Below are 26040 nucleotides of genomic sequence, written 5' to 3' on the forward strand. Positions count from 1 at the left end.
AAAAAAGACTTTTGAATAAAAGAATTTCCATAACCGCATTATCGTCTATCTCTGCATTAGGGAATGGAAACGATGCCATTTGGGGTGCTTACCTCGACAATAATTCGTATATAACTAAAAACCAAATTGGAGATAAGAAAGTTTGGACAGCTAAGTTGCCAGAAAGTATTGTTCAAGAGATTGAGATGCTTCAAAACTCAGATAATAAATATAAGAATCTAGATAAGACGGTCTTATATGCATTATACGTTTCACGTCAAGCAGCTAAACAAGCGGGATGGAAAAAAGGAGAGGTATTTGGAATTAATTTTGGATCTTCTCGGGGCGCAACGGAACTATTTGAAAAATACCATGCCGAATTTTTAGAGACCAATAAAGTAAGTACACTAGCTTCACCTACGACAACTTTAGGGAATATTGCTACATGGGTCGCCAATGATTTACAAAGCTCAGGTCCTGAAATTTCGCACTCTATTACATGCTCGACAGCATTACACGCGCTTTTAAATGGTGTAGCATGGATTCAAGCCGGAATGGTTGATCGTTTTTTAGTTGGAGGTTCAGAAGCGCCTTTGACACCATTTACCATTGCCCAGATGCAAGCCCTTAATATCTATTCCAAACAAAAAGACAGATACCCTTGTAAGGCCTTCGATTTAGATAAAAATCAAAATACAATGGTACTTGGAGAAGGAGCAAGTGTAGTTGCATTAGAAATTATTGACGAGGGGAGGAAGGCATTAGCAGATGTTTTAGGAATAGGGTATGCTACAGAAGTATTAACACACAATATTTCGATATCATCTGATGCAGAATGTTTTCAAAAATCGATGACAATGGCTTTGCGTAATGCAAATCTTGATTCAGTTGATGTTATCGTTATGCACGCGCCAGGAACGATTAAAGGCGATTTATCGGAGCTTAATGCAATACATAAAGTATTTGGAGATGAAGTGCCTTTTTTAACCACAAACAAATGGAAATTAGGACATACTTTTGGAGCTTCAGGATTGTTAAGTTTGGAGTTGGCCGTTTTAATGTTGCAAAACCAAAAAGCTATTCCAATTCCTTTTTTTAAGCAAGAACAACCAAAGGCAATTCGAAGGGTTATGATTAATGCAGTAGGCTTTGGTGGAAATGCAGTAAGTATAATATTGTCAAAATAAAAAAAGTCCTGCAAATGCAGGACTTTAATCATTCTAGGTAATCAAAAAATAATATGTATTAGTCTTCGATAACTACTACTTGAGCAGCTACTTTACCTTTTCTTCCTTCTTCTTCTTCGTAATTTACTCTATCTCCTTGAGTTAATGATTCAACTCTCATCCCGCTTGCGTGTACGAAAATGTCTTTTCCAGTTTCTTCATCAGTGATGAAACCGTAACCTTTTTCTTCATTGAAGAATTTAACTGTGCCTGTTCGCATGTTGTAATAAAAAATAATTAATAATGTCCAAAGATAAACTTATTTACAACACAACAAAGTTTTTTTGTCAAAAAATTATTGATTACCAGTATTTTCCTCTTTCTTTTGTTGGTTTTTTAGGATGTAATCTTTTACATTTTTTTTACGATATCTATGAAAAATAAATAGTGGCATCAAAACAAATGTAAGTAGTAATACTCCAAATCCAACCCATTTATCACCACCTGCTATCCCGTTGTTTTTAAGATAATAACCATAAGCAACTAGCGCAAAAAAACTAAAAAGAAGTAATCGAAGTAGGTATTTCATTGTAATTATGGTAAAAAAAGGGTTCTCTTTGAGAACCCTAAAATATTATTGTAAATTTAATTTGATGTGTAATTCGTCTAATTGTTTGTCATCAATTTTTGCAGGAGCATCAATCATTACATCTCGTCCTGAATTGTTTTTAGGAAATGCAATAAAATCACGAATGGTTTCTTGACCTCCTAAGATAGATACCAATCGGTCTAAACCAAATGCTAATCCACCGTGTGGAGGTGCGCCAAATTCAAAAGCACTCATTAAGAATCCGAATTGCGCTTCTGCTTCTTCTTTACTGAAACCTAACAAGTCAAACATTCTTGATTGTAAGTTTCTATCGTGAATACGAATAGAACCACCACCAATTTCGTTACCGTTTAAAACCATGTCGTAAGCATTTGCTCTTACTTTTCCAGGTTCCGTTTCAATTAAAGCAATATCTTCTGGTTTTGGAGAAGTAAACGGGTGATGCATTGCATGGTAACGACCGCTTTCTTCATCCCATTCTAAAAGTGGGAAATCTACAACCCATAACGGAGCAAACTCATCAGATTTACGTAAACCTAAACGAGTGGCTAATTCCATACGTAAAGCTGAAAGCTGTGTACGCGTTTTGTGAGCAGGTCCTGAAAGTACTAAAATTAAATCTCCGGCTTTAGCGTTTGTTGCTTCTGCCCATTTTTTTAGATCCTCTTGATCGTAAAATTTATCTACAGACGATTTGAAAGTTCCGTCCATTTCGCATTTTACATAAACCATTCCAGAAGCACCTACTTGTGGACGTTTCACCCAATCAATTAAAGCGTCGATTTCTTTTCTAGAATAAGATGCGCAACCTGGTGCAGCAATACCTACTACTAATTCCGCTGAGTTGAAAACGCCAAAGTCTTTATGTTGCGCTACAGCATTTAACTCACCAAATTTCATATCAAAACGAATATCTGGTTTGTCATTTCCGTAAGTTTTCATAGCGTAGTCGTAAGTAATTCTTGGGAATTTCTCTACTTCTACACCTTTAATTTCTTTTAATAAATGACGCGTTAAATTTTCAAAAATGTTTAAAATATCTTCTTGCTCCACGAAAGCCATTTCACAGTCGATTTGTGTAAATTCAGGCTGACGGTCAGCACGTAAATCTTCATCGCGGAAACATTTCACAATTTGGAAATATTTATCCATACCTCCTACCATTAACAATTGTTTGAATGTTTGAGGCGATTGTGGTAATGCATAAAATTGTCCTTCATTCATACGACTCGGTACAACGAAGTCACGAGCTCCTTCCGGAGTTGATTTGATTAAATAAGGTGTTTCTACTTCGCAAAAACCTTCTTCCGAAAGGAATTTACGAACTTCCATACTTACTTTATGGCGGAACAATAAGTTGTTTTTTACTGGATTTCTTCTGATATCCAAATAACGATACTTCATACGAATGTCCTCTCCACCATCTGTTTCGTCTTCAATGGTAAATGGAGGAATTACAGCTTGGTTTAAAATGTTTAGTTCAGTAACTAAAATTTCAATTTCACCTGTAGCGATGTTTTTGTTTTTCGATTCGCGTTCAATTACGTTTCCTTTTACTTGAATGACAAATTCTCTACCTAAAGATTTTGCTTTTTCAAAAACATCTTTTGGAGTTCTTTCTTCATCCAAAATCAATTGCGTAATACCATAACGGTCACGCAAGTCAACCCAAATCATGAACCCTTTATCTCTGGTTTTTTGTACCCAACCCGCTAAGGTTACTTCTGAATTTATATGTGAGGCATTTAATTCGCCACAGTTATGACTTCTGTACATTCTAAATAATTTTTTGCAAAAATAGTAACAAAAATGGATATTAAAGGACTTATTATTCAGATTATTTCCCTAATTTTCTGACCTTGATTTAACAAAAAAACTATATTTACGAAAATTATAATTACTATGAAGAAAATAACCTATTTGTTATTGTTTTCCGCTTTTGTTTCTTTTGGGCAAGCTGGAAAGAAGAGTAAAGTGAAATTCTTTGCTAAAATTGAAAATAGAAACAGCGATACTTTGAAAGTATATGGACCTAGTCGTTTTTTAGAAGTTATTCCAATTAAGAATGGCGTTTTTGAAGCGAGTTTTGAAACAACTGATGGGGTGCATCAATTTACGGATGGTAAAGAATCATCAATGATGTATTTCAAAGATGGAGATGATATCCAATTAGCTATGGATGCTAAAGAATTTGACGAATCAATTGTTTATAAAGGAAAGGGCTCAAAAGAAAATAATTATTTAGCGCAAAAAGCACTTGCAGACGAGAAGTTCCAAATGACTATGGATGATTTGGCAAATTTAGATGGAGAAGCACTTTCTGCAACCCTTACAGAAAAGTATCAAAATGACATTAAGCAACTAGAAAATAGTGGTTTAGATACAAAATTTGTTGAGACATTCAAAAACAGAATGAATAAAGAGCAAATGATGATGATGCAGTATATGATGGAAAAAAAGGCCATGGCTGCATTAAGTGGAAAACCTTCACCATCTTTTGATTATGAAAACCATAAAGGCGGTAAAACGAAACTAGAGGAGTTAAAAGGTAAATACGTTTATGTAGATGTTTGGGCAACTTGGTGTGGACCTTGTAGAGCTGAAATCCCTCATTTGAAAAAAGTAGAAGAAGCTTACCACGGAAAGAAAATTGAGTTTGTAAGTATTTCTATTGATAAAGTGAAAGACCATGAAAAGTGGCAAAAGTTTGTTACTGATAAAGAATTAGGTGGAATACAATTGTTTGCTGATAACGATTGGAATTCAGAATTTGTAAAAGATTATAAAATTACAGGAATTCCACGTTTTATTTTGATTGGTCCTAAAGGTGAAATCGTAAATGCAGATGCACCAAGACCATCTTCTCCAGAGTTAGTTAAAACATTGGATGAATTGTTGAAATAAGATTTTTAAAATAATTTTCAAAAAGCCAATTTTCAAATTGGCTTTTTTTTGTTTAATTAAATTCACAGTTTAAAAAATAAGTGTAGATACACTAAAACCGTCAACTCCACAATTAGTAAAAACATTAGATGGACTACTGAAGTAATAAGTGATTTGTAGGCCAATTCATTGTGTAGATGTATTTCCAATGTTAAGTTTTTAGCCAATGTTACCAAATTGTTAAGAAATAGTTTTATTAATGTAAATCAATTTGTATATTTGAAATATAATTGTTTAACCATTTAAATAAAATAATATGAAAAATATAGTGATTGCAGGAGTTTTATTGGTATCAAGTATGATGTTTGCTCAAGAAGTTAAACCAAAATATGAGGTTGTTGATAATATGGTTAAAGCAACTTATTATTATGATAATGGGCAAGTAAGCCAAGAAGGATTCTATTTGGATGGAAAATTGCATGGAAAATGGGTTTCGTATACAGAAAATGGGACAAAGCAAGCAATTGGAGAATATAATCACGGAAACAAAGTAGGGAAATGGTTCTTTTGGAATGAGAATTCATTAAATGAAGTTGATTTTAGAGATAGCAGAATTGCTGAAGTAAAAAAATGGTCGAAAGATGTTTTAGTTAAAAATTAATATTCTTACACAACAATAAAAAAAAGCCTCGTTAATGCGAGGCTTTTTTTATTGTATATATTATCCTTAGATATTTTCTAATTGCGTATGCTTTCTGTTGTGTAACCATATTTTTAACAGGCTCACCAAGTAAAACAATACAGGCACTACAATCAAAGTTAGGAAAGTGGCGAAAATTAATCCGAAGATAACAGTCCATGCTAAAGGTCCCCAGAAAATAACATTATCTCCACCCATATAAATTTTTGGGTCAAACTCACTGAATAATGAGAAGAAGTCAATGTTGAAACCAATTGCTAATGGAATTAGACCTAAAACAGTTGTAATTGCCGTTAACAGTACGGGACGTAAACGTGCTTTTCCACCCTTAACAATGGCATCTAAAATTTGGTTTTTATTTAAAATTTCATTTTCACCCAATTGTAATTCTTCCGTTTTACGATCTAGTAATAATTGCGTATAATCAAGTAAAACTACTCCGTTGTTTACAACAATACCAGCTAATGAAATAATACCCATCATGGTCATCATGATTACGAATGGCCATCCGGTGATTATTAATCCTAAGAAAACCCCAATAAAACTCAAGAATACAGCCACCATAATAATAGATGGTTTTGAAATAGAGTTAAACTGGAATACTAAGATTAACATAATTAAACCAAGACCTGAGATTAATGCTCCCATTAAGAAGCCCATTTGTTTGTTCTGTTCTTCAATTTGACCTGTGTAATCAAACTCAACTGATTTTGGCGCATCAAAAGTTGCCATTTCAGCTTGAATTTGTTTTACTACTGCTCCAGCATCTGTAAATCCAGGTGAAAGTGCAGAGTACAATACTACTACACGATCCAAGTTTTTATGTTTAATAGCACTAAAAGATGAAGAATTTTTTTGACTGGCAACTGTTGAAACTGGGATTTCTTTCAATTGACCAGAAGCCATATCTCTGAAAATGATATTTTGGTTGAAAATAGCACTTTGGTTATAGCGATTCTCTTCGTTAAAACGAACGTAGATATCGTAATCATCTCCATCTTTTTTATAAATTCCTGCTTTTTCTCCAAAGATAGAACGACGCAATTGATTACCAACTTGACCTGCAGAAACGCCCATTTCACCGGCTTTCTCTCTGTCTACAACAACTTTCATGGCAGGTTTGTCTTTGTTTACGTCAACTTTTAACTCATCGATACCTGGAATGTTTTTCCCGTTAAGGAAATCTTTCATGCGTTCTGCAGTAACAATAAGTTCAGTATAATCATTTCCTTTAATTTCAATGTTAATTGGGTAACCAGCGGGTGGACCAACGGCATCTTTTTCAACTGAAATGGTAACACCAGGATATATATCTTTTAAGGCCTCTTGTACTTTTAAACGTAAGTCTTCAGAACTTCTACCATCACGGAATTTAAATTCACGCATAGTCATGGTAATTTTTCCTTTGTGTGGCATTTCCGCTGTAGAACCACCATCAGTTTGTGGGTTACCGGCACCTTCACCTACCTGAGAAACTGCAGATTCTACTAAGTAATTGAAATCTTTGTTTTCCGGATCTATAAACTCAGGAGAGTTCATTACGGCATATACACGCTTTTCAATGGCTTTTGTAATAGCATTTGTTTTTTCAATATCGGTACCTTGTGGGTATTCAATATAAGTAATTACTTGGTTGGGTTTATTGTCTGGGAAAAATTCTACTTTGGTTCTTCCACTTCCTACACTCCATCCGAAATAAAGCATAATTACAATTATGAACATGAAGAACATCCCCACAACTACAGCATATGGTTTTCTGCCACTTAAGAAATAACGTAAAGCCTTTTCATAACCATTTTCCCAACGTGTTAATATGGCATTTTGGAATTTAGTGGTTAAACCTTTAATAAAGTATTTATACAACCAAAATAATATTGCTGTTACAATCATTACAGAGCCTAGTGCACGCATAGTATCACCAACGATAAGTATGAATGTTCCAAAACCACCTAATACAATACTTAATCGAATAAGTTGTTTTCTGCTTAATACTTTTTCATTAATGTCCATGAATTGTGACACCATTACTGAGTTGAAGAAGATTGCCACAAATAGTGAAGAACCTAATACTACCGAAAGCGTAATTGGGAAGTACATCATGAATTTACCCATGGTTCCAGGCCATAATCCTAGAGGAACGAAAGCTCCTACTGTAGTTGCAGTAGAAATAATAATAGGTAATGCAATTTCCCCGATTCCTTTTTTAGCAGCTTCAATTCGGCTCATGCCTTCTTCGTCCATTAAACGGTATACGTTTTCAACAACTACAATTCCGTTGTCTACAAGCATTCCTAGCCCCATGATAAGTCCGAAAAGAATCATGGTATTCATTGTGTATCCCAATAAGTTTAATATCATAAACGACATAAACATCGACATTGGGATAGCAAAACCAACGAACAAAGCATTACGGAACCCTAGGAAGAACATAAGTACTCCAACAACAAGGATAATACCAAAGATAATGTTGTTTACTAAGTCGTCAACTTGGTTTAAGGTTCTTGATGATTGGTCGTTTGCGTATGTAATTTTTAAATCTGATGGCAAATAATTTTCTTGCGCTTCTGCAACCAATACTTTTATTTTATCGGCAGCTTCAATCATGTTTTTACCAGCACGTTTTTTAACGTCTAACATTACTACACTACTTCCAAATTCTCTAGCGTATGTAGTTTTATCAACATCTTTAAAGGTAACTTCAGCAATGTCTTTTAAGTAAACAGCTCCTCCATTAGTTTTAACAACAAAGTTTTCTAAGTCGATAGGTTTTTGGATTTCTCCTTCAATACGAATGGTACGTCTTTGTCCACTTGCAATAAGGTTACCGGCAGACATGGTTACGTTTCCATTGCGGATAGCATTGATAACATCGTCAAAGCTAACTTTTGAAGCCATCATTTTATAAATGTCAACCGCTACTTCAACTTCTTGCTCTTGAGCACCGCGAATGTCAACTTGTTTGATTTCTTCTAAACTTTCGATTTCATCTTCTAAATATTCTCCATATTCTTTTAACTTGTTAATTGGATAATCACCCGACAAATTGATGTTAAGAATCGCGATTTCTTCCGATAGGTTTAAGTCGAAAACATTTGGTTCTACTTTGGCACCATTGAAAGTTGGCCAATCTTCACCAGCTTTTTTTGAATCAACTTTATCTTTTACTTTTTGTTTTGCATCTTCGACCGAAATCTTTTCGTCAAATTCAACGATAATCATTCCGTAATCTTCTTGAGATGTTGAAGTTATTTTGACAACATTACTAACATTTTTAAGTTCTTCCTCAACAGGATCAATAACCAAGCGTTCAATATCCTCCGCTGTATTTCCAGGATAAATGGTACTGATGTATATTTTAGTTTCTTTGATTTCAGGAAAATCTTCTCTAGGCATGCTATAATAGGCAGATATACCTAAGAAGAAGAAAAGCCCCATCATCACATAAATGGTCATTTTGTTTTCAATGGCCCATGATGATAATTTGAATTCTTTTTCTGTATTGCTTGTACTCATAATGAGATTATTTTAGAATCGTTACTTTTTGACCATCTTTAACACTTCTGGCACCTTCTTTAATGATTTGGTCACCATCTTCAATTCCGTCTAAGATTTCAATTACATTTCCTTGTGTTTTACCTGTAGTGATAATTCTCTTTTTAGCTGTTGCTAATCCGTCTTTAGTTACATTTTCTACTACATATAAGTATTGTTCGCCTTCTGCATTTTCAGAGATAATACTTAATGGTACACTGATTGCATTTGCATTTGTATAGTCGTTAATTCTGATTTTTCCAGATAAGTTTGGTTTGATTTTCCCTTCTTTATTTGGAACATTGATTTGAATTATAAACGAACGGTTACCTGGGTTAATGTAACTACTTGCTTGTGAAATTTTCGTATTAAGTGATTCGCCTAAAATTGGAAAATCCACAATAACATTTGACCCTTTTTGAATTGTTCCCACATATTTTTCTGGAACTTCTGCTTCTAAATACATGTTGCCTAAATTAACAATACGTACAATAGGCGCTCCTGGTGCCACTACTGAACCTTTGTCTGTAATAACATCGTCAATTGTTCCGTTGAAAGGCGCTCTAAGAGTGGTTTTAGCCAATTGATCTCTCATTTGAGCAACAGCTTTGGATTGTGCTTCATATGAAGATTTTGCTTGTAAATATTGGATTTCAGAGCCGATTTTTTGATTCCAAAGATTTTGTTGTCTTTCGAATGTGGTTTTAGCCAAGTTTGCTTGAATTTCCATTTGTGCTAATTGTTGGCTTAACCCACCATCATCAATTTTAGCCAAAATTTGACCTTTGCTTACTTTTTGTCCTTCTGTTACATAAACTTGCAAAAGTGTTCCGCCGTATTCAGCATTTAAAACTAAGTTTTCCTTAGTTTGAACAGCTGCTTGTAATTCCAAGTAGTGGTTGAAAATCGTATCTTTAGCAGTGATTGTTGTAATCAGAGCTAGTTTATGATTGGCGTCAAGTTTACCAATAGCATTGTCGATTAGCTCTAGCTCTTTGTTTAAAGCGTCTGCTTGTGCAACAATCTCCGAGCGTTTTGCGCGTAATTGTTCTAAGTTGCCATTTTCAATCACGGCAGTTGTAGAATTTTTTTTGTCACCACCACATGATGCTAGCATTAGAACAGTGATGATACTTATATAAAACTTTTTACTCATGATAAGGGTGTTTTTATAATTGAATTCGTGAATCGTCGATTTCATTTTAAGTTTTATTATTTGTTGTTAGTTATTTTGTCTAGTTCTGATTTTCTGTTGATAACATCTATCATGGCTTGTAGATAGTCTTGTTGAGCAGTATACAATTGGCGTTGTGCCTCCGTAAACTCAAAACTGCTAGAAATACCTTCTTTGAATTTTGTTTCTTGTTTTTTCTCAATTCTTTCGGCTAAACGTAAGTTGCTTTTAGAAACAGTATATTGTTCAATACTAAACTCGTAATCGTTTTTAGCATTTTGGTATTCTAAAAGTAAGTTTTGTTCGGTTTCTTTTAACTGTGTTTTAGCTTGTTCGTAAGCAATTTTGGCTTGCTGCGTTCTGGCAGTTCTACCTAAACTACTAAAAATTGGAATGTTTAACCCAACGCCTAAGTTTGAATAGTTGAACCACTGTTGATCGCTATTTAAAAATGTAAATTCATTTGCAAAAGCATTGTATCCAAAGTTAAGATTTGCCGAAAGTGATGGTAAAGCTTTGCTTTTCTCATATTTTAAAAGCAAACGAGACGACTCTTCGTTGTTTTGGCTGATTCTGTAGTCAATAGTATTGTTTACATTGAATTCAGTTCCTAAAGTAGCCAAATCTATATTTTGAGTCGTTAAGCTGTCCAAGTTATCGGTAAGTGTTACATTATCTGCAATATCGATTCCCATAACAAGTTTTAACATGTTTAAGGCAATCTCAGATTTTCTTTTCGCATTAGATAGTGTACTTGTGATGTGGCTCAATGTAATTTGTAATTGCTCAACATTTTCTTCTTCCACCAAACCATTTTTAAAGGTTTCATTGGTTTCAAATAATGTTTTTTCTAATGAAGCTTTATTTTCTTCTAAAATCGTGATGCTTTCTTTGGCTAACAATACATTTCCGTATGCATTAATTACAATGGAACGTATTTCTAAATCTGTTTTTTCTTTAGCATTCTGCGAAATTTGCAGGTAAACCTTAGCAGATTGTAATCCTACTAAATAAGAACCATCAAAAATTAATTGACTTAAGGTTGCATTAGCTGTCATATTGTGTTTGGTTCCAAATTCAATTTCTTGAAATTCTCCTGGATTACCACCAAAAAATTCAGCTGGTACAACTGATTTTTGCAGAACAAAATTGTTTTGATAGTTTACGTTTGCATTAAGTTGTGGAAGTCCAATAGTTGTAGTTTCCCATTTTCTTTTCTTAGCTGCATCAATGTCGCGTGTAGCGTTTATTGCAGTATAGTTGTTTTCCAAAGCATGTGCAATTGCTTGATCAAGAGTAAATGAATAGGATTTTTTTTCTTCCTGTGCCTTAATGAAACTCGTTATAAATAAGAGTGTTATTATTAGGGTCTTTTTCATGGTTATGATTGATTAATTACTTTAAACTTTCTAATATTTCAATTCCTTTTGAGGTACAGATTCCTCTTAAATGGTATTCTAAATATTGATTCTGTAGATCAATTAGGTTAAATTCGTTCTGTGGAAACAATTCATGATCTTTTATGCTTGTCATTCCAGCAAAATAAAAACGACTTACTGCATGTATGTCAATTTCAGCTCTGTAAAGTTGTAATTCAATGCCTTTCCTTAAGTTTTCAGTTACGCAAGTCCCCATTTTTTCAAACTGTTTTATTTTTAATCCAGCGTGAATTTTGGGATAATACTTTTGTAGTTGGTAAAAAGGAGAGGAGCTTTCATTTTTTAAATGGTGTAAAACAAATTGTTTAATTTCGAATAATTCTTCAATTGGATTTTTATTTTGACTGTAAATGAGGTCAATACCACATGAAATTTCTTCAAATAATCGGGTTGTTGCATGTTTGACTAAATCGGGTTTTGTAGCAAAATGTTGGTAGATTGTTTTTTTAGAAATCCCCAGTTCATTTGCAATATCATCCATCGTTACACTCTTAAAGCCAAGTGTAAGAAACATTTCGGTTGCTTTTTCTAAAATTTGTTCTTTCATATTTATTAGGTTAGATACAACCCAGTTATTCTAATTTGACTGCAAATGTAATACGGAAACTTTTAAAACAAATAAAGTTTCCAAAGTTTTTACGTTTTTTTAACATTATATAAAATCATTAGGGAAACCCTTTTTTAGTTCGTGATTTTTTAACGTAATTTGCCTTTTTAAAAAAATTATTGCGTTTTATGCATTCAGTAGCGGAATATCAGCAAATTATAGCATCTCATTTTAGTGCAATTAATACTCTTAAAGAGCCTAAAAATCTTTACGAACCCATTCAGTACATTTTAGCATTAGGCGGAAAAAGGATGCGTCCTGTACTTACTTTAATGGCGGCAGAAGTTTTTGACACACCTTACGAAAAAGCACTGCATGCAGCTACTGCTGTTGAGGTTTTTCATAATTTTTCCTTGATTCACGACGACATTATGGATGATGCACCGTTACGAAGAGGTAAAGAAACGGTTCATGAAAAATGGGATTTAAATACCGGGATACTTTCAGGAGATGCCATGTTGATCTTAGCTTATCAATATTTTGAAAATTATGAGCCTCAAGTGTTCCAACAGTTGGCCAAAATTTTTAGTAAAACAGCGTTAGAAGTTTGTGAAGGACAGCAATACGATGTGGATTTTGAAACTCGGGACGATGTGACAATTCCAGAATATTTGAAAATGATTGAATACAAAACTGCTGTTTTGGTTGCTGCAGCCATGAAAATGGGAGCGATAGTCGCAGAAACTTCAACTGAAAATGCTGATTTGATTTATGATTTTGGATTAAATTTAGGAATAGCTTTTCAGTTACAAGATGATTTTTTAGATGCTTTTGGTGATCCTGCAACTTTCGGCAAGCAAGTAGGTGGGGATATTATCGAAAATAAAAAAACCTATTTGTATTTAAAAGCATTAGAATTTGGTACAGCGGAAGAGCGTGAGCAATTGTTGCATTTGTTTTCGATTCAACCAACCGATAATACTGATAAAATAGCATCTATCAAACGAATATTTGTTGATACAAAAGCAGCATCAGCAACACAGGAGGCAATAGAAGTGTACACCAATTTAGCTTTTGAAACGTTGTCAAAAATGAATATTTCGGACGATAAAAAAATGGTTTTAAGGGCGTTTGGTGAAAAATTAATGAAGCGTAAGGTGTAATTATGAATAGCAGGATATTTGGCAGGCAAATACTAATATTTATAATTTATTTATTCATTTCTTCAATTTTATTATTTAATCATAAAGGAGGAGCTGATATAGCTTTTTTGTCCATAATGATTATTACTTTGTTTTTGCATTTTATTTATTCAGGTATATGGTCTTTTTTTAGAAAAAAAGAAATAGAATATATTGTTTCATATATAATCATTGCATCAATTTTCGGATTCTTTCATGAGTATTATTTAAAATTTATGTGGTGGTTTACTAATCTTTTTTAAAAATGTATAATCCACCAGCAAATATTGATGTTTTAATTTCTCAGGCAGAAGAGGAGCTTTTGTATTTTAAGCTAATTGAGCAAACCAATAAAGATTTTGCTTTGGCAAATGAAAGTATTGATATTCCTTTGGATATTTTCCCTTTTGAATTTAAAAATTTGGTTCACGAAAAGGTGCTGAAACTCATTCAATTCAAATTTGCTGAATACTTGAATTTGCTTTACATTATTGACGTGTCTGAAGCTGAGATAAAAAAGCTTGACGGTTCTGATTTGGTGGAACTAGCAGAGCAAGTTACCTTTCTGATTTTAAAACGCGAATGGCAAAAAGTTTGGTTTAGAAATAAACTCTAATAAAGGGCATAAAAGCATCTGCATAAACCCCATCATCGTCTTTGTGTAGGACATTGTAGCGTACTCCTATAGTTACGTTATTGGTTCGGAAACCAGCGCCTAAAAATAAAGCGGTATTCCAAAAATCATGACGATAGCCTCCGTAAAAAGAATTGTATTCTGTGTTAACGCGAAGTTGTTCCAGTTCAGCTGAAATTTGAATTTGTTCTATTGGGTGAAATAAGGCTAAAGCACTACCACCATACAGATTGGATTCGTAAAAATTTTTTTGCTTTACGTAGCTGTATTGAATGCCTAATCCAGCAGCAAAATAACGATTGAAATTATAGATTGCACTTGGGGCTACGGTAATGTTTGTGTAGTTGTTTCCAATGCCTAAACCAAAAGCACCACCAAATTGTACTTTATCCCAAAAAAAAGATTTTGTATTGTTTTCTGAAGAAACTTGTGCTTGAACGCTAAAACTTGTGCAAAATAAAAAGACAAATAACAGAAAACTTGTTAAAGTTTTTGTAGTATTCTTTTTCATAAAAAGGTTTCTAAAAAATTAATGTTATAAAAATACAAAATTCTTTAAAAGATTATCACAAATGTTTTACTTTTGCCTAATTGTTTAATCAAAACGTCTATTTAGACACTAATATGGATAGGTTTTCCTTTTTAAATGCTGCTCATACAGCATTTTTTGCAGATTTATACGAACAATATTTAGCGAATCCTGATAGTGTAGAGCCAAGTTGGAGGAGCTTTTTTCAAGGATTTGATTTTGCTACCGCAAATTATAATTCTCAAGATGTTGCTACACAGATCACCTCTGGTGATTTTTCGTGTGATCATGTTTCAGAAAAATTACAAAAAGAATTTAATGTTTTAAAGTTAATTGAAGGCTATAGAACACGTGGGCATTTGTTTACAAAAACAAACCCTGTTCGTGATAGAAGAACATATTCTCCTACGTTAGCGCTTGAAAACTTTGATTTGTCACAAGCGGATTTAAATACCGTTTTTGATGCTGCTAAAATGATTAACATGCCGCCAAGTACATTAGCGGATATTGTTAAACATCTTGATCGTGTTTATTGTCAGTCTATCGGAGTGGAATTCATGTATATTCGTGATCCAAAAATTCAAAACTGGATTAAAAACCGTTTGGATATTAATGATAATCAACCAAGTTTCTCTCCAGAAAAGAAAAAGCATATTTTACGCAAGCTGAATGAAGCAGTTTCTTTTGAAACGTTTTTACATGCAAAGTATGTAGGACAAAAACGTTTCTCTTTGGAAGGATGTGAGTCTGCAATCCCTGCATTAGATGCATTAATTGAAGCTGCGGCTGATAAAGGAGTTGAGCAGTTTGTAATGGGAATGGCACACCGTGGTCGTTTGAATGTTTTGGCTAATATTTTTGGTAAGAACACGCAAAATATCTTCTCTGAGTTTGATGGTAAAGATTATGATGATGATATGCATTTTGATGGTGATGTTAAATACCACTTAGGACTAACATCAGACAGAGAAACAGAATCAGGTAAGAAAATCAATTTAAACTTAGCGCCAAATCCATCGCACTTAGAAACAGTTGGTGCGGTTATCGAAGGGATTGCACGCGCAAAACAAGATCGTTTCTATAAAGATGATGTTTCAAAAGTTTTACCTATTGCTGTTCATGGTGATGCTGCAATTGCTGGACAGGGTATCGTTTATGAAATTATCCAAATGGCGAAATTGGACGGTTATAAAACTGGAGGTACAATTCACTTGGTAATTAATAACCAAGTTGGTTTTACAACTAATTATCTAGATGCACGTTCTTCAACATATTGTACTGATATTGCTAAAGTAACTTTATCGCCTGTATTACACGTAAATGCTGATGATGCAGAGGCGGTTGTACACGCAATGTTATTCGCTTTAGATTATAGAATGGAGTTTGGTACTGACGTCTTTATTGATTTGTTAGGATACAGAAAATACGGACACAACGAAGGTGATGAACCAAAGTTTACACAACCAATTTTATATAAAGCGATTTCAAAACACAAAAATCCTCGTGATATTTATGCGGAAAAGCTTCAAGGCGAAGGTGTGATTGATGCAGGATATGTGAAAGGTTTAGAATCTGATTACAAAGCAAAATTAGATGAGAATTTAGAAATTTCCAGAACTAAGGATTTGACTGTAATTACACCGTTTATGCAAAATGAATGGGATGGTTTTGAGCAAGTTTCTGATGATGGTATGTTGCAGAAATATGATACTTCTTTTGATAAAAATGAGTTAACTACAATTGCTAAAACAATTTGCGAGTTGCCTTCTGATAAGAAGTTTATTAGTAAAATCAAGAAAATTATCAACGATCGAAATGATATGTATTTCGAGAAAGATAGTTTAGATTGGGCAATGGGTGAATTATTAGCATATGGTTCACTTATTAAAGAAGGGTATGATGTTCGTATATCTGGTCAAGATGTTGAACGTGGTACTTTCTCGCATCGTCACGCTGTTGTTAAAGTAGAAGATTCTGAAGAAGAAGTAGTTTTACTTAATGATATTAAAGATAGAAAAGGTGAGTTTTACGTATATAACTCACACCTTTCAGAGTATGGTGTTGTTGGTTTTGAATATGGATATGCTTTAGCATCACCAAAAACCTTGACTATATGGGAAGCACAATTTGGAGATTTCTCAAACGGAGCTCAAATTATGATTGACCAATATATTTCTGCAGGGGAAGATAAGTGGAACAATCAAAACGGATTGGTAATGTTGTTGCCGCATGGTTATGAAAACCAAGGAGCAGAGCATTCATCAGCTCGTATGGAACGTTATTTACAAATGTGTGCAAAACACAACATGTATATTGCTGATTGTACTACACCTGCAAACTTCTTCCATTTGTTAAGAAGACAAATGAAAACAAACTTCCGTAAGCCGTTAATCGTGTTTACACCGAAGAGTTTGTTGCGTCACCCATTAGCAGTTTCAAAAGCTGATGAATTGGCAAACGGACAGTTCCAAGAAATTCTTGACGATCCAAATGTAACGGATAAAGCTGCAATTAAATCGCTAGTATTCTGTACAGGAAAAGTATACTACGATATTATTGCAAAACGTGAAGAATTAGGAAGGAATGATGTGGCAGTTGTGCGTTTAGAGCAATTATTTCCATTAGCAACAGATCAGATACAAGCGATTATCGATAGTTATCCAAATGTTGACGATTATGTTTGGGCACAAGAAGAGCCTAAAAACATGGGAGCTTACGGTTATATGTTGATGAACTTTGACTTGGTGAAATTACGTTTAGCTTCGCCAAAAGCATATAGTGCACCAGCAGCTGGAAGTTATGAGCGTTCTAAAAAACGTCAAGCAAATGCTATTGCAATGGTTTTTGATAAAAATTTATTTAATTAATACAATACTAGTTTAGGGTTTCAGGTTACAGGTTTGAACTTGAAACTTGAAACAAAACTTTAAACAACATAGAAGATATGATTTTAGAAATGAAAGTTCCTTCTCCAGGGGAATCAATTACGGAAGTAGAAATTGCAACTTGGTTAGTACAAGATGGAGATTATGTAGAAAAGGATCAAGCTATCGCTGAAGTAGATTCAGATAAAGCAACATTAGAGTTACCGGCTGAAGCAAGTGGAATTATTACACTTAAAGCAGAAGAAGGTGATGCAGTTGCAGTTGGGCAAGTTGTTTGTTTAATTGATACTAGCGCTGCTAAACCAGAAGGTTCAGCACCTGCGGCTAAAGAAGAAGCTCCAAAAGTAGAAGAGAAAAAGGCTGAAGCTCCAAAAGCAGCTCCAGTAGTTGAAACATATGCTGCAAGTGCGCCGTCTCCTGCTGCACGCAAAATTTTAGATGAGAAAAACATCAACCCAAGTGATATCGTTGGAACTGGTAAAGGTGGAAGAATTACTAAAGATGATGCTGTAAATGCAGTGCCATCTATGGGAACTCCAACTGGAGGAAGTCGTAATGCTGAGCGTGTAAAACTTTCGATGTTACGTAGAAAAGTTGCAGAGCGTTTAGTTGCGGCTAAAAATGAAACGGCAATGTTGACTACTTTTAATGAAGTGAACATGACGCCTATCAACAATATCCGTAATCAATATAAAGACGAATTCAAAGCGAAACACAATGGTGTAAGTTTAGGATATATGTCATTCTTTACAAAAGCAGTTACAAGAGCGCTACAATTGTATCCAGATGTTAACTCGATGATGGATGGTGATCACAAAGTAGCTTACGATTTCTGTGATATATCTATTGCAGTTTCAGGTCCTAAAGGATTAATGGTTCCTGTTGTTCGTAATGCTGAAAACTTAACTTTTAGAGGCGTTGAAGCTGAAATCAAACGTTTAGCTTTACGTGCTCGTGATGGTCAAATTACGGTTGACGATATGACTGGTGGAACATTTACTATTACTAATGGTGGTGTTTTCGGAAGTATGTTGTCTACACCAATTATCAACCCTCCACAATCAGGAATTTTAGGTATGCACAATATTATTGAGCGCCCAATTGCTGTTAATGGTAAAGTTGAAATTCACCCAATGATGTATTTAGCGTTGTCATATGATCATAGAATTATTGATGGTCGTGAGTCTGTAGGGTTCTTAGTTGCTGTTAAAGAAGCATTAGAAAACCCAGTAGAATTGTTAATGGATAACAATCCTAAGAAAGCTTTAGAATTATAGTATTTCGAAACAATTATATAAAAAAAGCCCAGTCAAAAATTGGGCTTTTTTATTTTAAGTATAAATAGTGATTGTAGTAATCTATAATAGCTTTTCCTTTTAATAGTATATCGGCACCTATAATGCCATCTACGGGTTTTGTTTTGTATTCTTTTAAGGCTAAGTTCACATGGCTCATATCAAAAACTATTAGATTGAATTGGGCGTTTTTCCAATAACTCAATTGTAAAATATTATTTTTCGATAGTTGAGTGTCCATTCCTGTAGCGCCAGCGCCTGCAGCTTTTGTGTTGGAATTTTCAGTTTTAAGTTGAAATTTTTGAACGGCCTCATGTCCTACGCAGCTATTACTTGCGCCTGTATCGAGTATAAAGTTTCCAAGAACACCATTAATTTTACCTTTGATTAAAAGGTGTTGTGTTTTTAGAACACTAAACTTTATTTTTTTGTAGCGGTTGTTTTTTAAAAAGTCTTGCAAATCTTTCATAAATCAAATGTAATTTAAACTTTGTAAATTTGTGCACTTAAAAATGTAAAGAAATAAGTTTTGAATTTAAATTTAACCGATACGCATACGCATTTGTACAGTGAAGAATTTGAAGGGGACAGAGATGAAATGATGCAACGTGCCCTTCATGCAGGAGTGAAACGCTTTTTTGTGCCCGCAATTGATTCTACCTATACTTCGAAGATGGTTGCTTTAGAAGCACAATACCCAGAAAATGTTTTTTTGATGATGGGATTGCATCCTTGTTATGTAAAACCAGAGACTTTTGAAGTTGAAATGGCTCATGTAGAAAAAGAGTTGTTTTCGAGAAAGTATTATGCAGTAGGGGAGATTGGTATTGATTTGTATTGGGATAAGTCTACTTTGGAATTCCAAAAGAAAGCTTTCAAGCAACAAATACAATGGGCTAAACAATTAGGTTTAGGAATTAATATACACTGTAGAGATGCTTTTGATGAAGTTTTTGAGGTTTTGGAAAGTGAGTATGATGATAAATTATACGGAATTTTTCATTGTTTTACTGGTGATTTTGCTCAAGCCCAACGCGCAATAAATTTAAATATGAAACTCGGAATAGGAGGTGTTGCGACCTTCAAAAACGGAAAAATTGATCAGTTTTTAAGAGAAATTGATTTAGAAAACATTGTTTTGGAGACAGATTCTCCTTATTTGGCGCCTGTTCCAAAAAGAGGAAAGCGTAATGAAAGTGCTTATACCTTGTTGGTAGCTAATAAATTGGCTGAAATTTATGGCTGCTCTGTTGAAGAAATTGCAAATGTTACTACGGCAAATTCAAAGACTATTTTTGGAATTTAACGTAGAATTAATCATGGTTTGACAATTTTTTTGTTCTTTTGTGCAATAATTTTTTTATATTACATGTCAAAATTCGATAGTATTCGTCCTTATTATGATTCAGAAGTAAATGAAGCATTGTGTGCTTCGTTAAATCATCCCATGATGAAGGCTATGATGAATTTTACATTTCCTGACGTGGATGAAGAGGTTTGGAAAACGCAATTGAAAAAAACACATTCAATTCGTGATTTTCAAGTAAACTTTGTTTACCAATCCATTCAAAGAGTATTAGAAAATAGTTCAGAAGGGTTAACAACTTCTGGATTTGAAAAGTTAGAACCCAACACTTCTTATCTGTTTATTTCAAATCACCGCGATATAATTTTAGATACTTCATTGTTGAATGTTTCGTTGTATGACCACGGTTTGGTTATGACGGCTTCGGCAATAGGAGATAACTTGGTTAAAAAAGATTTTGTATTAAAGCTTTCCAAGTTGAATCGAAATTTTCTAGTGCAACGCGGGTTGTCACCAAGAGAATTGTTGCAAAGTTCAAAATTAATGTCGGAATATATCTATCATCTTTTATCGAAAGAGAATCGATCTGTTTGGATTGCGCAACGTGAAGGCAGAACAAAAGATGGTAATGATGCAACGCATCAGGGGGTTTTGAAAATGTTGGCAATGGCATCTGATGAAGAAGATGTAATTGCTTTTTTTAAGAAAGTTAGAGTGGTGCCTGTTTCTATTTCATACGAATATGATCCAACAGATGCTTTGAAAATGCCTCAATTATTGGCTCAAGCAAATGATCAGATCTATATTAAAGAAAAGAATGAAGATTTTATTACACTTTTAAGTGGGATAATAGGTCAGAAGAAACGTATTCATATCCATATTGGTGATGTTTTAGAAAAGGAATTGGATGTAATTGCGCAGGAGAATGAAAATCTTAATAAGAAGATTCAAGCATTGGCTCAAGCTATAGATTTTTCAATATTATCATCATATAAACTTTGGCCGACAAATTATATTGCGTACGATATTTTAAATGATACTACGCAATTTGCAGCGATGTATACTGAAAAAGAAAAGCAACTTTTTGAAAGACGCTTGGAGTTGAGGATTAATGCGGGGAATGAAACATTAAGAGAAGGTTTCTTGGCAATGTATGCTAATCCTGTAGTGAATAAAATGAAGTTGGAGGATGCAAATTACTAAACCCAAAATACTGCTGATTTATACAGGAGGAACCATTGGAATGGTGAAGGATTTTGGAACAGGAGCTCTCAAAGCTTTTGATTTCAAAGAACTTCTGAATAATATTCCAGAATTGAAGTTGCTTGATTGCGAAATTGCAACGGTTTCATTTGAAGAACCTATTGATTCTTCAAATATGAATATAGCAGAATGGGAGAGTATTGCTGAGATAATTGAAACAAATTATGAAGCCTTTGATGGTTTTGTTGTTTTACACGGTTCTGATACAATGTCTTATAGCGCATCGGCTTTAAGTTTTATGTTAGAAAACTTGAGTAAACCTGTGATATTTACAGGTTCACAATTGCCAATAGGTGATTTGCGTACTGATGCTAAAGAAAATTTGATTACGGCTATACAGATTGCTGCTTTGCAACAAAAAGGAAAGTCGGTTATTCAAGAGGTAGGTTTGTATTTTGAATATAAACTATACCGTGGAAATAGAACAACTAAGATTAGTGCGGAACACTTTAATGCGTTTACCTCGCCAAATTTTCCTGAATTATCGGAATCTGGTGTGCATTTAAGAGTAAATCATGAATTACTAATTAAAGGTTCGGGGAAGAAAAAGTTAAAAGTAAATACTGGATTTGATGACAATGTTGTAATATTGAAGTTGTTTCCGGGTATTAATAAAAATGTTGTTGCTTCGGTTTTAAATACTCCTGGATTAAAAGGGGTCGTGTTGGAAACTTATGGTTCAGGTAATGCTCCCACTGTGAAGTGGTTCATTGAAGAGCTTGAAAAGGCAATAAAACAAAATATTCACGTTATTAATGTGACACAGTGTAGTGGTGGGTCAGTTGCTATGGGGCAATATGAAACCAGTACAGATTTAAAAAAGATTGGTGTTATTTCGGGTTTTAATATTACTACAGAGGCTGCTATTACCAAGTTAATGTATTTATTAGGGCAAAAAGTAAATTCCAATGTTTTTAAGACAATTTTTGAGACAGCTATAAGAGGTGAAATGCACTAATAATAAGATAAATTTTTATACATGGGAATTTTTACGTTATTTAGCAACCTTGAAATCAAAAGTTTTTTTGATGGAGAGGTGTCCGAGTGGTCGAAGGAGCATGCCTGGAAAGTATGTATACCTCAAAAGGGTATCGAGGGTTCGAATCCCTTCCTCTCCGCATTAATTAATTTTTAATTTTCATAAATTATTTTATACCTTTAAACCCAATTAACTAATTAAATTTTAAGACAAAAGCGATGAAAAGATTATTTTCTATTTTGGCAATCACAGGGCTTATGACTTTTGGTAGTGTTCAAGCTCAAGATTCTACAGAAGCGGAAGCTCCTGCAACAGAACAAGTACAAGAAGAAGTAGTTGCAAGTGATGATGCAGTAGCAACTGATGACGCTACAGAAGTTGAAGCTACCTTTACACAAAAAATGAAACAACGTTTTATTGAAGGTGGGCCTGCTTTTATGGGGATTGTATTAATCTGTTTGATTTTAGGATTAGCAATTGCTATTGAAAGAATTATTTATTTGAATCTTTCTACAACAAATACAAAAAAATTAATCGGAGAAGTAGAAGAAGCATTAAATAACGAAGGTGTTGATGCTGCTAAAGAAGTATGTAGAAATACTGCTGGACCTGTTGCTTCTATTTTCTATCAAGGATTAGATAGATATTCTCACGGTATGGAATCTGCAGAAAAATCTGTTGTGGCTTACGGTGGAGTACAAATGGGACAATTAGAGAAAAATGTTTCTTGGATATCTTTATTTATCGCGTTAGCGCCGATGTTAGGGTTCATGGGAACTGTAATCGGTATGATTGAGGCGTTTGACCAAATTCAATCTGCTGGATCTATGGAGCCATCTTTAGTTGCTGGAGGTATTAAAGTTGCCTTATTAACAACTGTATTCGGTCTTATTGTTGCTATTATTTTACAGATTTTCTATAACTATATTATCGCTAAAATCGATTCTATCGTTAACGATATGGAAGATGCTTCAATTAGCTTAATTGACATCTTATCAGATTACAGTAAAAAATAATAATTAATAAGAAAATCTTGTTATGCATAAATTAACAAAAATAGCGGCTATCATATTATCTGTTTTAAGCATTGTGTTTTTGGCATTGCTTATGGCAAATACTGATAGTGCTGATAACACTTGGATATCACCGCTTATTTATATTTCATATGCAATTTTGTTTGCGTGTGTAGCTGTGGTATTAGTATTTGTTTTGAAAAATTTATTTTCAAACAAAGAGAATTTAAAACGTACATTAATCTCTATCGGTTTATTTGCCGGTGTAGTATTAATCTCGTATATCTTAGCTGACGGTTCAGATGTTGAAGCTAATGGAGAAGTGTATACTGGTGCAACTACTAAATGGGTAGGAGCTGGTCTTAACACATTTTATGTTCTTGGTTTAGTGTCAATTGGTGCTATGCTTTGGACTGGATTTACTAAAATTAAAAGATAATTATGGCAAAAAGAGAAGCACCAGAGGTAAATGCCGGATCGATGGCAGATATTGCTTTCCTGCTTTTGATCTTTTTCTTGGTTACAACTACCATAGGCGTTGATCAAGGGATTAACAGACTTTTGCCTCGTTATGAACAAGATCCTCCTCCATCGACTTTGAATGAACGTAATATTATGAGAGTCTTAGTAAACAAAGACAATCAATTATTAGTAAATGAGCAAGTAATGGAGATTAAAGATTTGCGTGAAGCTGCGATTGCATTTTTAGAAAATAATGGTGCACAAAAGTGTTCTTATTGTCAAGGTAAGAAAGATCCTAATTCTTCTGATGGGCCTGATGACGCAGTTATTTCTTTAATGAATGATGGACAAACTACTTATGAAACGTACATCGCGGTTCAAAATGAGTTGGTCGCAGCTTATTATTTCTTGAGAGATCGTGAATCAATGAAACGTTATGGAGTTTCTTATCGTGAAATGGAATATGTTTACAATGATCCAGCTTCAAAAGCAACTGAAGGATTAGTTGAAGGCTTAGAACCAAAAGTTAAAAGAATTCAAGACTTATTTCCAATGCGTCTTTCAGAAGCAGAACCTAAAAAGAACTTTTAACCCTTTAAATTTTAGAAACTATGTCTAGATTTAAAAAGAAAAAATCAGGTGGTACACCTGGGATATCTACAGCATCGTTACCAGATATTGTATTTATGCTTTTGTTCTTCTTTATGACTGCTACAACAATGAAAGATAGTGATTTAAAGATTGAGAACACATTGCCTAAAGCAAATCAGACTGCAAAATTGCATAAAAAAGATTACTTGATGTATATTTATGCAGGAAAGCCTAGTGAGCGTTACAGAGCTACTTTAGGAGCTACTGATCGTATACAATTAGGTGATAAAATATCGAGCGTAGCTGATATTAGAAACTTTGTGATTACTGAAAGAGCTGGTCGTAAGGCTGATGCAGAAAAATATCTAACAGCGTCTTTGAAAATTGACCGTGGGGTTAAGATGGGACTTGTTCAAGATATTAAGCAAGAATTACGTAAAGTAGATCAATTAAAAGTAAATTATACTACAACTCAAGGGAACCCTGTTGGTGAATAGTGCAATTACTATAATAATAAAAAAAGGTACGCAATGCGTACCTTTTTTTATTACTTTTATCTTTGTTTTTAAATTCAAACTCTTTCTAATGCTAAAAACGAAATATAAATTTGTTTTTTTCTTTTTAATCTATGTAATTTCATCTTTTGCGCAAGATTCAAAGAAGGTTGTTGCAATAGATTCTTTATTCAGAGAAGATCAGTTTTATGTAAGTGTAAGTTATAATTTGGTTCAAAATAGGCCTGCTGGATTTAAACAATTTTCTTTTTCTCAAGGTTTTACTTTCGGCTTCCTACGTGATTTTCCATTGACTAAAAATAGACATTGGGCTATAGCTCCGGGTTTTGGTTACAATTATAATAATATCAAACAGTTCATTAATTCATCTGATATTATGATTGAAGGAAGTGAAGCTGTAGCTGTCTCTGAGAATGTAAGAACAACTATTGTAAGTCATCTTGTTGATTTTCCATTAGAGTTACGTTGGCGAAATGCGACACCAGAAAGTCATAAGTTTTGGAGGATTTATTTAGGAGTAAAAGCAAGTTATGTTTTTAATGCTCAAATTAAATTAGAATCATCTCAAGGAAATGAAAAGCGAAATATTAGAGATAATCTCAATGAGTGGCAGTACGGGATGTATTTGGGAATGGGTTATAATACTTGGAACCCTTATGTGTATTATGGGTTAAATCCACTATTTAAGGATGGCTCAAAATTAAGTAATTTAAATTTCGGATTTATTTTCTATATTTTATAGCCAAAAATACCAAAGACATATTTGTGGTATAATTCCTATTAACGTGCCAATGTAAAGTTCATGTAGAGTGTGTGATTTCATATAAAGTCTAGATGAAGCTACCAATCCTGTACATATTACTATAAATGCGATGCTGTTGGTGAAGTCTGTTTTATTGTATATTCCAAGCGCATAGGAAAACGTTGCCAGTGATGTTATACCAATCATGTGTAAACTTGCCTTATAGTTCATTAAAAGGCTTAAAAAGGCAATTGTTGAGCTAATTAAACCACCTATAAAAAAATATTGTAGTTCGGGTAAAAAATGTAACGAGCTGCTAAATAAAATAAGTACTGTAAATAATACAATTTGTATGATTAGCGGTATACGACGTTCTTGTATACTTGCTTCTGTAAAAGAGGTAATTATTCCTAAAGAAACCAGTAAAAAATATAATGCAAGCGGAAGTAAGAGTGTTAATATTCCTACTTGTATTAAGGTTAAATAGATTTGAACTTCGTATGGATTGTTTTGCGAAAATAAAAAATAAAACAATGTGCCATATAGGGATATGAAAATAGGGTGAAATATATAAGAGAAAGCAGGTAATATTTTACTTAATTTCATGTTTTGTTCT

The 26040-nt window shown here is 33.8% G+C and carries 25 protein-coding genes and 1 tRNA gene; 16 read left to right on the forward strand and 10 right to left on the reverse strand.

Annotated elements, in window-relative coordinates; translation table 11 throughout:
* Positions 1–11: 11 nt before the first annotated feature.
* Complete coding sequence (locus ACFS5J_RS10225) at positions 12–1166, forward strand: beta-ketoacyl synthase N-terminal-like domain-containing protein (RefSeq protein WP_379812043.1); 1155 nt, start codon at positions 12–14, stop codon at positions 1164–1166.
* Between the two features lie 58 nt (positions 1167–1224).
* Here the strand turns inward: ACFS5J_RS10225 and ACFS5J_RS10230 are convergent, their stop codons facing one another.
* From ACFS5J_RS10230 to aspS, 3 genes are all read right to left on the reverse strand, one after another.
* On the reverse strand, positions 1225–1425 hold the full coding sequence (locus ACFS5J_RS10230) for a cold-shock protein (protein ID WP_379812044.1): 201 nt from the start codon (positions 1423–1425) through the stop codon (positions 1225–1227).
* Between the two features lie 75 nt (positions 1426–1500).
* Positions 1501–1734, reverse strand: a complete 234-nt coding sequence (locus ACFS5J_RS10235) for a hypothetical protein (RefSeq protein ID WP_379812045.1) — start codon at positions 1732–1734, stop codon at positions 1501–1503.
* Between the two features lie 45 nt (positions 1735–1779).
* Positions 1780–3531 (reverse strand): aspartate--tRNA ligase, encoded by a 1752-nt coding sequence (gene aspS, locus ACFS5J_RS10240; RefSeq protein WP_379812046.1) that lies wholly within the window; start codon positions 3529–3531, stop codon positions 1780–1782.
* 126 nt (positions 3532–3657) lie between these two features.
* Here aspS and ACFS5J_RS10245 point away from each other — a divergent pair, with 126 nt between their 5' ends.
* Both ACFS5J_RS10245 and ACFS5J_RS10250 read left to right on the forward strand, forming a co-directional pair.
* Positions 3658–4659, forward strand: coding sequence for a TlpA family protein disulfide reductase (locus tag ACFS5J_RS10245; RefSeq protein ID WP_379812047.1), 1002 nt, complete (start codon positions 3658–3660; stop codon positions 4657–4659).
* Between the two features lie 295 nt (positions 4660–4954).
* Complete coding sequence (locus tag ACFS5J_RS10250) at positions 4955–5299, forward strand: toxin-antitoxin system YwqK family antitoxin (RefSeq protein WP_379812048.1); 345 nt, start codon at positions 4955–4957, stop codon at positions 5297–5299.
* Positions 5300–5365: 66 nt separating this feature from the next.
* On the opposite strand, the gene ACFS5J_RS10255 is transcribed toward ACFS5J_RS10250, so the two are convergent.
* The 4 genes from ACFS5J_RS10255 to ACFS5J_RS10270 are packed head-to-tail and all read right to left on the reverse strand — an operon-like array spanning position 5366 to position 12029.
* Positions 5366–8851, reverse strand: a complete 3486-nt coding sequence (locus tag ACFS5J_RS10255) for an efflux RND transporter permease subunit (protein WP_379812049.1) — start codon at positions 8849–8851, stop codon at positions 5366–5368.
* A 7-nt stretch (positions 8852–8858) separates the two neighbouring features.
* Entirely contained in the window at positions 8859–10070 is a 1212-nt protein-coding gene (locus ACFS5J_RS10260; protein WP_379812050.1) for an efflux RND transporter periplasmic adaptor subunit, read from the reverse strand.
* An 11-nt stretch (positions 10071–10081) separates the two neighbouring features.
* On the reverse strand, positions 10082–11422 hold the full coding sequence (locus ACFS5J_RS10265; protein ID WP_379812051.1) for a TolC family protein: 1341 nt from the start codon (positions 11420–11422) through the stop codon (positions 10082–10084).
* Between the two features lie 16 nt (positions 11423–11438).
* Positions 11439–12029, reverse strand: a complete 591-nt coding sequence (locus ACFS5J_RS10270) for a TetR/AcrR family transcriptional regulator (RefSeq protein WP_379812052.1) — start codon at positions 12027–12029, stop codon at positions 11439–11441.
* Positions 12030–12217: 188 nt separating this feature from the next.
* Here ACFS5J_RS10270 and ACFS5J_RS10275 point away from each other — a divergent pair, with 188 nt between their 5' ends.
* Together ACFS5J_RS10275 and ACFS5J_RS10280 are read left to right on the forward strand one after the other, a co-directional pair.
* Positions 12218–13192 (forward strand): polyprenyl synthetase family protein, encoded by a 975-nt coding sequence (locus ACFS5J_RS10275; protein ID WP_379812053.1) that lies wholly within the window; start codon positions 12218–12220, stop codon positions 13190–13192.
* A 283-nt stretch (positions 13193–13475) separates the two neighbouring features.
* A complete protein-coding gene (locus ACFS5J_RS10280) occupies positions 13476–13826 on the forward strand; it encodes a hypothetical protein (RefSeq protein WP_379812054.1) in 351 nt (116 codons plus the stop codon).
* Here ACFS5J_RS10280 and ACFS5J_RS10285 read toward each other — a convergent pair.
* Positions 13810–14355, reverse strand: a complete 546-nt coding sequence (locus tag ACFS5J_RS10285) for a hypothetical protein (RefSeq protein ID WP_379812055.1) — start codon at positions 14353–14355, stop codon at positions 13810–13812. The two genes, ACFS5J_RS10280 and ACFS5J_RS10285, sit on opposite strands and share 17 nt — an antisense overlap.
* A 113-nt stretch (positions 14356–14468) precedes the next feature.
* Here ACFS5J_RS10285 and ACFS5J_RS10290 point away from each other — a divergent pair, with 113 nt between their 5' ends.
* Positions 14469–17240, forward strand: a complete 2772-nt coding sequence (locus ACFS5J_RS10290) for a 2-oxoglutarate dehydrogenase E1 component (RefSeq protein WP_379812056.1) — start codon at positions 14469–14471, stop codon at positions 17238–17240.
* A gap of 77 nt (positions 17241–17317) precedes the next feature.
* A complete protein-coding gene (gene odhB, locus ACFS5J_RS10295; RefSeq protein WP_379812057.1) occupies positions 17318–18535 on the forward strand; it encodes a 2-oxoglutarate dehydrogenase complex dihydrolipoyllysine-residue succinyltransferase in 1218 nt (405 codons plus the stop codon).
* Between the two features lie 49 nt (positions 18536–18584).
* Here odhB and ACFS5J_RS10300 read toward each other — a convergent pair whose 3' ends face one another.
* Entirely contained in the window at positions 18585–19022 is a 438-nt protein-coding gene (locus ACFS5J_RS10300) for a retropepsin-like aspartic protease (RefSeq protein WP_379812058.1), read from the reverse strand.
* A 60-nt stretch (positions 19023–19082) separates the two neighbouring features.
* On the opposite strand from ACFS5J_RS10300, the gene ACFS5J_RS10305 reads away from it, so the two are divergent.
* The 9 genes from ACFS5J_RS10305 to ACFS5J_RS10345 all read left to right on the forward strand — a co-directional run bounded on the left by ACFS5J_RS10305 (position 19083) and on the right by ACFS5J_RS10345 (position 25424).
* Positions 19083–19859, forward strand: coding sequence for a TatD family hydrolase (locus tag ACFS5J_RS10305; protein ID WP_379812059.1), 777 nt, complete (start codon positions 19083–19085; stop codon positions 19857–19859).
* A 63-nt stretch (positions 19860–19922) separates the two neighbouring features.
* Positions 19923–21062 (forward strand): 1-acyl-sn-glycerol-3-phosphate acyltransferase, encoded by a 1140-nt coding sequence (locus ACFS5J_RS10310; RefSeq protein ID WP_379812060.1) that lies wholly within the window; start codon positions 19923–19925, stop codon positions 21060–21062.
* Positions 21049–22080 carry an asparaginase gene (locus ACFS5J_RS10315; protein WP_379812061.1) on the forward strand — a complete coding sequence of 344 codons (1032 nt, stop codon included), beginning with the start codon at positions 21049–21051 and terminating at the stop codon, positions 22078–22080. The genes ACFS5J_RS10310 and ACFS5J_RS10315 overlap by 14 nt, the downstream gene beginning before the upstream one ends.
* Positions 22081–22152: 72 nt before the next feature.
* Positions 22153–22240 (forward strand) — tRNA-Ser (locus ACFS5J_RS10320).
* Between the two features lie 79 nt (positions 22241–22319).
* Positions 22320–23117, forward strand: coding sequence for a MotA/TolQ/ExbB proton channel family protein (locus ACFS5J_RS10325; protein ID WP_379812062.1), 798 nt, complete (start codon positions 22320–22322; stop codon positions 23115–23117).
* A 22-nt stretch (positions 23118–23139) separates the two neighbouring features.
* Positions 23140–23553 (forward strand): hypothetical protein, encoded by a 414-nt coding sequence (locus ACFS5J_RS10330; protein ID WP_379812063.1) that lies wholly within the window; start codon positions 23140–23142, stop codon positions 23551–23553.
* Positions 23554–23555: 2 nt separating this feature from the next.
* Positions 23556–24167 carry an ExbD/TolR family protein gene (locus tag ACFS5J_RS10335; protein WP_379812064.1) on the forward strand — a complete coding sequence of 204 codons (612 nt, stop codon included), beginning with the start codon at positions 23556–23558 and terminating at the stop codon, positions 24165–24167.
* Between the two features lie 20 nt (positions 24168–24187).
* Positions 24188–24664, forward strand: coding sequence for an ExbD/TolR family protein (locus tag ACFS5J_RS10340; protein ID WP_379812065.1), 477 nt, complete (start codon positions 24188–24190; stop codon positions 24662–24664).
* A gap of 88 nt (positions 24665–24752) precedes the next feature.
* Entirely contained in the window at positions 24753–25424 is a 672-nt protein-coding gene (locus tag ACFS5J_RS10345) for a porin family protein (protein WP_379812066.1), read from the forward strand.
* On the opposite strand, the gene ACFS5J_RS10350 is transcribed toward ACFS5J_RS10345, so the two are convergent.
* A complete protein-coding gene (locus ACFS5J_RS10350) occupies positions 25419–26030 on the reverse strand; it encodes a hypothetical protein (RefSeq protein WP_379812067.1) in 612 nt (203 codons plus the stop codon). The genes ACFS5J_RS10345 and ACFS5J_RS10350 overlap by 6 nt on opposite strands.
* Between the last annotated feature and the right edge of the window lie 10 nt (positions 26031–26040).

Source organism: Flavobacterium chuncheonense, assembly GCF_042686145.1.
Taxonomy (GTDB): Bacteria; Bacteroidota; Bacteroidia; order Flavobacteriales; family Flavobacteriaceae; genus Flavobacterium; species Flavobacterium chuncheonense.